The organism is Thermomicrobium sp., assembly GCF_053493975.1.
The window spans coordinates 24,756-33,075 of the sequence record NZ_JBRBZA010000071.1 but is presented as its reverse complement, the minus strand read 5'-3'; the positions used below and the strand labels follow the sequence as shown (position 1 = coordinate 33,075).

The following is an 8,320-nucleotide window of genomic DNA, read 5'->3' as shown; positions in this document are numbered from 1 at the left end:
ACGGGGCGGGGGAACCGACGCTACCTTCACTGTTCGGCGCGTCGCTGCACACGGAGTCGGCGTCGAGCGGACCTTCCCACTGCACAGCCCATTGATCGAGAAAATCGAGGTGCTGCGGCACGGCAAGGTTCGGCGGGCGCGGCTTTACTACCTGCGTGAGCGAGCAGGTAAGGCAGCTCGTCTGAAGGAGCGCCGTCGCCCCGAAGGTAGCTACCTGCGCTGAGGAGCGGAACGATGGTCTCGCTCGCCTCGACTCGTCTCCGGCGTTCTGGCCGAGGCGAGCGACCGACGTTCGAACTCGAGCAAGCTCTTTGGCGCGCGGGCAACCGTTGGGTCGCTGGTGTCGACGAGGTCGGGCGCGGAGCGCTGGCTGGTCCGGTCGTGGCGGCTGCCTGTATCTTCGAGCCGTCAACTGAGTTGCCCGATCGATTGCAGGATTCGAAGCGGTTGACTGCTGCACAACGGCGAGTGCTGGCTGACTGGGTGCGGCAGTGTTCGCTTCGTTGGGCCATCGGTGCAGCGTCGCATCGTGAGGTCGACCGACTGGGTATCGTCCGGGCGACCGCTCTGGCCATGCTGAGGGCGCTCCAGCGTCTCGGTCCTGTCGATCATGTCCTCTACGATGGTTTGCCACTCACCGAGTTCGACCACCTGCCTGGAACAGCGGTCGTGCATGGTGACATGCGTTGTGCATCGATCGCCGCTGCATCGATCTTGGCAAAGGTGATCCGTGACGATCTCATGGCCCGTCTGGCAGTCCGATATCCTGGCTACGGTTGGGAAGAAAATGCCGGATACGGCACACCGGCGCATCGACGGGCGATTCGCGAGCTTGGCTGGACGCCGTTCCACCGGCGGTCGTTCCAAGTGAGGGTAGAGACGGACGAGGAGTAGTCGGTGGAGCGGCAGTGCCTGGGCGAGGCAGGCGAGCGAGCGGCAGCGAGATGGCTCGAAGAGGCGGGTTGGCATGTCGTGGCTCGCAACTGGCGGTGTCGCCAGGGTGAATTGGACATCGTCGCGCTCGATGGGGACGTGCTCGTGGCGGTGGAAGTGAAAGTGAGGCGGGACGCTGGAAACGAGCCCGCCGAGTGGGCTGTGACGCCTCGGAAAGGCCGTCGGCTCCTGGCTGCATTGTCTGCATTCCTCGCCGCTCATCCGGAACATCAAGAGCGACTCTGTCGCGTCGATCTCATCGCGGTCACGGTCGATCGGCGCGGCCGAATCGTTCGCTGGAGTCACCTGGCCGGGTGCGTGAGCGAAGGGGACGGTGCGTGAGGTGATCGATCCGCAGCTTCGTGAGCGACTCTGGGCAGCGGGACGAGCGCGACGCGACGAGATGGTCGCGTTCGCGCAACAGCTCGTACAGACTCGCAGTTTGCCCGGAGAGGAACAGGCTGTCGCCGAGCTGGTTCTATCGCGTCTGCGCACGCTGGGCTTCGAGGAGGCTGATCTGGATGCGGCAGGGAATGTCGTGGGAGTCCTACGCGGGAGCGGCGCTGGGCGCTCCGTGCAGTTCAATGCTCATTTGGATCATGTGCACGAGGGCGATCCGAGTGCCTGGCGATACCCGCCTTACGCGGGAGTGATCGCTGACGGCGTGCTCTACGGCAGGGGTGCGTCCGACGTGAAAGGGGCGCTGGCGAGCCAAGTCTATGGGCTCGTCCTTTTGCGTGATCTGGGCCTCGTGCCTTCCGGTGACTGTTACGTGACGGGAGTCGTTCAAGAGGAGGTTGGCGGAGCGGGTGCTGCAGCGCTTTGCGAGTGGCTGCGCACCGATGTCGTCGTCTTAGGGGAAGCGACGAATCTCGAGTTGCGACGAGGCCATCGTGGGCGCGTCGGTGTGGAAGTCCGCTTCATCGGTCGGTCCGCGCATGCGAGTGCCCCGGAGCGAGGTGTGAACCCGTTATTCGCACTAGGACGCTTCTTGTGCCGGCTCGACGAACTTCCACGCGGCAGCCATCCGGAATTGGGCCGGAGTTCCGTTGCGCCGACCCTGGTGTGGACCGATCAATCGAGTGCGAATGTCATCCCTGGGGTGGTGACGGTGGTGCTCGATTGGCGGACTGTTCCTGGAGAGGACGCGGATGCGCTCCGCGATGCCGTAGAGGCGCTGGCTCGTGTCTGTGTGGGAGACGACGTCCGGACGGAAGTGACGGTGTCCTCGCGGAAGCTCGAGACATATCGGGGACTCACCATCGAACTCCCGCCGACACGCGGCTTCGTTCTCCCGGTCGATCACCCGGCGGTGACCGTGGCTCGCAGCACATTGGAGGCTGTCCTGGCACGACCGGTTCCGGACGGATTCTGGCGTTTCGCTACGGACGGCGGACACTTCATGGCACACGGCATGGCCACCATCGGTTTCGCGCCTGGCGAGGAGCGCCTCGCGCACACGGTCGACGACAGCATCCGCCTGGCCGATCTGGAAGCGGCCATGGTGGGTTATGCTGCTCTGGCACTGACATTGACGCGCGGGGAGGAGCCTCTGTGAGCAGCATCGAACAGCATCGGATGGCAGCACCGCGCAACGTCGCTTGCGCGGTCATCACCGTGAGCGACACGCGAACGGTCGAGACGGATACGAGCGGCGCGCTGATTCGTGAGCGATTGGAGCGTGCTGGACATACTGTCGTATTTTATGCCATCGTGCCGGATGAGCGGGAGGAGATCGGCCGGCTAGTCGACGAGTTGGTGCAGCGACCAGACTGCGATGCCGTTCTTCTCAACGGCGGTACTGGGATCGCGCGGCGCGATGTGACCTACGAGGCGATCGCGGAACGGCTCGAAAAGCGTCTCGACGGGTTCGGTGAGCTCTTTCGTTGGTTGAGCTATCGAGAAGTCGGAACTGCTGCGATGCTCTCGCGAGCGCTTGCCGGAGTGTATCGTGGCCGGATCGTCATCGCCATGCCAGGCTCGACCGGTGCTGTGCGATTGGCCATGGATGAACTCGTTCTTCCCGAACTGGCACACCTCGTCTTCGAAGCACGCAAGTGAGAAAGAGGTAGATACGATGGGCGACGCAGCAGTACGGCGACCACCGCAAGTCTTGCGAGGTATGCGCGACTTCACTCCGCGGCAGATGCTTCTGCGGCAACGAGTCATGGAGATTCTCCGACAGGTCTTCGAACGGTACGGGTACGACCCGATCGATACACCGCTGCTCGAGTATTACGAGGTGCTCTCGGGAAAGTACGGGGAAGAAGGAGAAAAGCTCCTCTACCGCTTCGTCGATCAGGGTGGTCGGGAGGTCGGGCTGCGCTATGACCTGACTGTTCCGCTGGCACGGTACGTGGCAGTGCATCGCGCTGAGTTGACGTTTCCGTTCAAGCGTTACCACATCGGGCCGGTCTTCCGCGCTGAGCGGCCACAGCGCGGACGGTTTCGCCAGTTCTGGCAGTGCGATGTCGACGTGGTCGGTACTCGGTCGATGATGGCCGACGCGGAAGTGCTGTCGGTCTGGATCGATGCGCTCGATGCCTTGCGTATTCCCAACGCCGTGATCCACATCAATCATCGTCAGCTCCTGGAGGCTCTCGTCAGAAGAGCTGGTGTGGCGCCGAGTCTCGCACTCGGTGTGTTTCGTGCCATCGACAAGCTGGCAAAGATCGGGCTCGACGGTGTACGGGAGGAACTCCACCGTATCGGTGTCGAGGCACCGGCGGCTGAGCGGGTGCTCGCCGCGATCGCGCTGCGCGGCGAGCCGGAGTCGATCATTCCCGAGCTGCGGGCGATGTTTTCGGGGGATGAGGCAGCCGAACGGGCTGTCAGCGAACTGGCTGAGCTTTTCCGCTATCTCGAATGGTTCGGGGTGCGACCAGGGAGCGCGATCGTCGATCTCTCGCTCGCCCGGGGGCTGGATTACTATACCGGACCCGTGGCCGAAGCGATCGTCAGCGAGCCAGCGATCGGTTCGCTGGGGGGCGCGGGGCGCTATGATCACTTGATCGGACTCTTTTTGGGAGAGGAAATCCCCGCGACCGGGGCATCACTCGGCCTCGAGCGCCTGGTGGAGGTCGTCGATGAGTATGGTTTGCTGCCGACGCCGGCGAGCGTGACGGAGGTGCTGGTCGTCTCGGTCGAAGTGGACCATCGAGCGGAGGCGCTGCGCATCGCCCGTGAACTCCGGCGGGCAGGACTCGCCACTGAGGTCTATTTGGGTGAGCGGATCGACCTTCGACGTCAACTCCACTATGCCGACCGCAAGGGTGTTCCGGTCGCAGTCCTCATCGGGCCGGACGAGATGGCGAGTGACATGGTGACGGTGCGCGATCTGCGAACAGGAGAGCAAGTTCGGGTTCCACGCGTAGAGCTCGTGGCTGCGGTGCGGAAACCGCTGGGCGCCGCCCAACAGAGCGAGGAGGGGTAGTGGGGATGAGTGATGTGACACCGCACCGCCGCATCATGGTCGTGGTGGCTCATCCTGACGACATGGAATTCGGGGCCGGAGGAACGGTTGCCCGCTTGGCTCGCGAGGGGAAGGAAATCGTTCTCGTGCAATGTACCTCCGGGGATAAAGGTACGAATCGACGCGACCTCACTCCCGAAGAACTCGCACGAGAGCGAGAAGACGAAGAACGGGAAGCGTGTCGCCGGCTTGGTGTCTCCGAAATCGTCTTCCTGCGGATGCCGGATGGGGAACTCATGCCGGATCTGGCTTTTCGCGAGCGGATCGTGCGACAGATCCGGGCGTATCGTCCAGACATCGTGATCACGCATGATCCATTTCGGCCGTACGCCCTGCATCCTGATCACCGGGCGGTCGGCATCACGACGATCGATGCCGTCTATCCGACGGCCCGCGATCCCTTGTATTTTCCCCAGCATCTCGCTGAGGGGCTGGAACCCCATAAAGTCGCTGAACTGTGGCTTTTCGGTACGCAATATCCTGATCTCTACGTCGACATCAGCGAGACGCTCGACCTCAAGATCGCCGCGCTCGCTGCCCACCAGAGCCAGATCCACGATATCGAGGAACTCGCCCAGCGCGTCCGCGAGCGTGCCGCCGAGATCGGTGCCGAGCGCGGGCTGCGCTACGCAGAAGCGTTCAAGGTGATCACGCTCCGCCGCTAACGCGAATTTGCAACGAATCAGTTGCCTTTCTCTCCGTCGCCTGCTATCCTGGTGATAGCTGTCCCGCGATGCCCTATGATAGGAGTGGCGCGGCTTGCAGGCTGACGAAGGGAGTTACGAGATGATCAGTCCCGTCGTCCAGCAACCCCGACGAACCGACGAGCGAGCCGTGCCGCGTCCAGGCGAGCGAATCACCCGCGATGCCTACGGTCGGCCGATCACCTATCTCCGAATTTCGTTGACGGACCGCTGTAACCTCCGCTGCGTCTATTGCATGCCAGCCCACGGCATGAAGTTCGCCCCGCGTGAGGAACTCCTGACCGACGAGGAACTTCTGACGATCGTGCGTGCCGCAGCGCGTATCGGGTTCAGTCGCTTGCGGCTGACCGGAGGGGAGCCGACGGTTCGTCCGGGTCTCGTGGAACTCGTGCGTGCCATGGCGGCGATTCCCGGCGTCGAAGATATTTCGATGACGACGAACGGGCTTCTCCTCGAGCGCTTGGCACACGACCTCGCGGCCGCCGGATTGCGACGCATCAACATCAGCCTGGACACGCTCGATCCCGAGCGCTACCGAATCATGACCCGTGGGGGGCGGATCGAGAAGGTTTTCGCGGGTATCGCGGCCGCTGAGGACGCTGGCTTGCGACCGATCAAGCTGAATGCCGTGGTCGTTCGGGGTCTCAACGATCACGAGGTGCCAGCACTCGCTGGTCTGACGCTCGAGCGACCATGGCAGGTGCGCTTCATCGAGGTGATGCCTTTGGAGGGTGTCGCTGACGTTCACGATGCGGGACTCGTCACCAGCGCCGAGACGCGGGCGCGTATCGAGGAAGCCTTCGGTCCTCTCGAAGAGGTCGAGGCGCCGCTGAGCGATCCGGCCCGAGTCTTCCGTATCCGCGGAGCGCAAGGCACGCTCGGATTCATCAGTCCGGTGAGCGAACCTTTTTGTGCCTTTTGCAACCGGATTCGTCTGACTGCTGACGGGAAGCTACGTCTCTGCTTGCTGCGGAGCGACGAAGTCGATATCCGCGAGCTCGTGCGTCGGGGGGCGAGCGAAGAGGAGCTGAGCGAGCGTATTCGTGCTGCAGTCTGGCGGAAGCCGTGGGGACACGGACTCCGCGAAGGCGATCGTCGAACTGGGCGAGGTATGAGTCAGATCGGTGGTTGAATCGCTCGGGAAAGAATACGACGGAAAGACGAGCGGAGAAGCAACGGTAGGTCGCCCGTCCCTTCTCCGCTCGTTCGGTGCTCAATCGCGGTGATGACCATTGGAAAGGGTAGCGGTGAGCTGCTTGGCTGCTGGGCGAGTCGGCTCGTATCCGCGCCCATTCCCATTGGTCGCGAGATCCGCCGTTGAGGTCGCGAGCGGTTGGATGCCTCGCTCCGGCGCCGTGGACGGTTGCTCGCCGATGGCGAAACGGGTGACGAGGGAGCGGAGGCGAGCTGTGTACCGCGCGACGACAGCCGATTGGGTTCCAACGGCTTCGATCGCCTGCGTGGCGGCATCGACCTGCTGCGTGACACGTTCCGCACCACGTTGCTGCGCGCTCACCACGCGCTCGATCGCCTTGACAGCGTCCGTGACTTGAGCTGCCTGCGCAGCCATCTCCTCGGCGGCGGTGGCATTCTGTTCGATGACCGCACTGATCTCGCGGAGTGCAGAGACGACGCGTTCGCTCGCCTGCGCCATCTGGTGAGCTGCGGCTGTGATGGCACTGACACGCTCGGCCGTTTGTTCGACTGCTTGGAGAATGGCTTGCAAGGCGCGGCCCGCTTGATCGGCTCGGTCAGTGCCACGCGTCACTCGCTCGGCTCCTGCACGCATGGCCTCGACTGCCTGCTCGGTCGCGGTACGCACTTGATCGATCAAATTGGCGATATCCTGGGTCTCGCGGCGGCTCCGTTCAGCGAGCTTGCGGACTTCGTCGGCGACGACAGCGAAGCCGCGGCCATGCTCGCCCGCTCGAGCAGCTTCGATGGCTGCGTTGAGCGCGAGTAAGTTCGTCTGTTCTGCGAGGTTGTCGATCGTCTCGACGACAGCACTGATCTGCTGACCGAGCTGACCGAGTTCAGCCACACGCTCGGCTGCGGCGAGGACGACATTCCGGATTTCCTGCATCGATTGAACAGTCTGGCGTACCGCGTCGGCGCCAGCGTCGGCGGATTGCCGCGTATGGGAGGTCGCTTGCTCGACAGCGGCAGTGTCCGCCAGGACACGTTGCACCTGGGCCGTGAGCTCGTTGGCTGCAGCGTTGATTCGTTCCAGGCTTTTCGCTTGCGCGCTGGCGCCAGCGGCAACCGATTGCACGACCTGTTGGAGTTGCTCCATGGAACTCCGAGCCGTGATCGACGCCTGCGCGACTTCGCTGGAGCCTTGGGCAACTTCGCTCACGCTCGAGCTGACGTCGCGCATGGCGCCGGCCGACTCGGCCGTGGCGTGATCCATATGTTCCATGGCTGTGGTCAGTCCATCGGCTGCTTGCTGGATGTCGGCTACCATAGAACGCAACTCGCGGACCATCGAGTCGAGTTCGGTTGCAGCACTACCCAGCTGCTGCTGGACAGAATTGAACGATTCGACCATCTGGCCGATCTCGTCCTTCCAACTGACTCGAATGTCCTGAGCAGCGAAGCTGACCGAGTTCGTGAGATCGCCCGATGCGATGCGGCGCAGCGCTTCTGCGAGAGCCGGAACATGCTCGCTGGCGAGCTGATGCGCGGCACGCGAGAGAGCGAGAGCGGTGCTCCGGATGCGCTGTGCGATGAGTACACCGACGGCAGTTTGGAGAACGACGAAGAAAGCATGGATGAAGGTTATGGTCCATGACGGCCCATCTTTGTACACGCTGTACGGGAAGAACGCGTTGAACAAGACGTGGTGAACAGCGATGAGACCAGCAGCCAGTAGGATGGGGAGCCAGTCATAGAGGTAGGCCTAGGCCACGAAGATTTGGAAATGCATCTCGATGAGGCCGCCGGACAGGTGGATCAGGAGCGCTGCATAGAGCATGAGCAGTCCAGCAGCGATCAGACGGTACGTTCTGGTTCCGGCGAAAATGGGATAAGTAGCGGTCGCGATTCCGCTCAGAGCGGCTGCTCCAACGAGCGCTTGCCAGAGCGGATGCTTCCCGAACAAGAGCGTCACTGCCAATGCGGCGACTGCATGTCCCCACAGAATCCACAAACTGATCCGGTCCCGTGACCGGTCAGCGGCGCCGACTTCCATCGCCATCGTAACCTCCCCTCA

The 8,320-nt window shown here is 63.0% G+C and carries 10 protein-coding genes; 8 read left to right on the top strand and 2 right to left on the bottom strand.

Translation table 11 applies throughout. The annotated features are described in order from the left end of the window. From rplS to moaA, 8 genes are all read left to right on the top strand, one after another. On the top strand, nt 1-223 hold a 223-nt coding region (rplS, locus tag ACWIVK_RS11405; protein ID WP_448576830.1), incomplete at its 5' end, for a 50S ribosomal protein L19. An 11-nt stretch (nt 224-234) separates the two neighbouring features. Next, nucleotides 235-894: a ribonuclease HII gene (locus tag ACWIVK_RS11400; protein WP_448576829.1), complete on the top strand. Its 660-nt coding sequence runs from the start codon at nt 235-237 to the stop codon at nt 892-894. Between the two features lie 3 nt (nt 895-897). Then, nucleotides 898-1,275 (top strand): YraN family protein, encoded by a 378-nt coding sequence (locus tag ACWIVK_RS11395; RefSeq protein ID WP_448576828.1) that lies wholly within the window; start codon nt 898-900, stop codon nt 1,273-1,275. Continuing rightward, nucleotides 1,268-2,491 (top strand): M20 family metallopeptidase, encoded by a 1,224-nt coding sequence (locus ACWIVK_RS11390; RefSeq protein ID WP_448576827.1) that lies wholly within the window; start codon nt 1,268-1,270, stop codon nt 2,489-2,491. Before ACWIVK_RS11395 ends, ACWIVK_RS11390 begins: the two co-directional genes overlap by 8 nt. Further along, the gene (locus ACWIVK_RS11385) at nt 2,488-2,994 is read left to right on the top strand and encodes a MogA/MoaB family molybdenum cofactor biosynthesis protein (RefSeq protein ID WP_448576826.1); all 507 of its coding nucleotides are present in this window, start codon (nt 2,488-2,490) and stop codon (nt 2,992-2,994) included. Before ACWIVK_RS11390 ends, ACWIVK_RS11385 begins: the two co-directional genes overlap by 4 nt. 16 nt (nt 2,995-3,010) lie before the next feature. Beyond that, on the top strand, nt 3,011-4,366 hold the full coding sequence (hisS, locus tag ACWIVK_RS11380; RefSeq protein WP_448576825.1) for a histidine--tRNA ligase: 1,356 nt from the start codon (nt 3,011-3,013) through the stop codon (nt 4,364-4,366). A gap of 5 nt (nt 4,367-4,371) precedes the next feature. Further along, nucleotides 4,372-5,070, top strand: a complete 699-nt coding sequence (locus ACWIVK_RS11375) for a PIG-L deacetylase family protein (protein WP_448576824.1) — start codon at nt 4,372-4,374, stop codon at nt 5,068-5,070. Nucleotides 5,071-5,191: 121 nt separating this feature from the next. After that, entirely contained in the window at nt 5,192-6,241 is a 1,050-nt protein-coding gene (gene moaA, locus ACWIVK_RS11370; protein ID WP_448576823.1) for a GTP 3',8-cyclase MoaA, read from the top strand. 81 nt (nt 6,242-6,322) lie between these two features. Here the strand turns inward: moaA and ACWIVK_RS11365 are convergent, their stop codons facing one another. Further along, entirely contained in the window at nt 6,323-7,945 is a 1,623-nt protein-coding gene (locus ACWIVK_RS11365) for a methyl-accepting chemotaxis protein (protein ID WP_448576822.1), read from the bottom strand. Between the two features lie 63 nt (nt 7,946-8,008). Then, nucleotides 8,009-8,305 carry a hypothetical protein gene (locus tag ACWIVK_RS11360; RefSeq protein ID WP_448576821.1) on the bottom strand — a complete coding sequence of 99 codons (297 nt, stop codon included), beginning with the start codon at nt 8,303-8,305 and terminating at the stop codon, nt 8,009-8,011. Nucleotides 8,306-8,320: the final 15 nt, after the last annotated feature.

Bases quoted from the DNA above. Each gene is read 5' to 3' on its own strand.
- ACWIVK_RS11400 (WP_448576829.1), top strand. From the start codon at position 235: ATGGTCTCGCTCGCCTCGACTCGTCTCCGGCGTTCTGGCCGAGGCGAG.
- hisS (WP_448576825.1), top strand. From the start codon at position 3,011: ATGGGCGACGCAGCAGTACGGCGACCACCGCAAGTCTTGCGAGGTATG.
- ACWIVK_RS11375 (WP_448576824.1), top strand. From the start codon at position 4,372: ATGAGTGATGTGACACCGCACCGCCGCATCATGGTCGTGGTGGCTCAT.
- moaA (WP_448576823.1), top strand. From the start codon at position 5,192: ATGATCAGTCCCGTCGTCCAGCAACCCCGACGAACCGACGAGCGAGCC.
- ACWIVK_RS11360 (WP_448576821.1), bottom strand. From the start codon at position 8,305: ATGGCGATGGAAGTCGGCGCCGCTGACCGGTCACGGGACCGGATCAGT.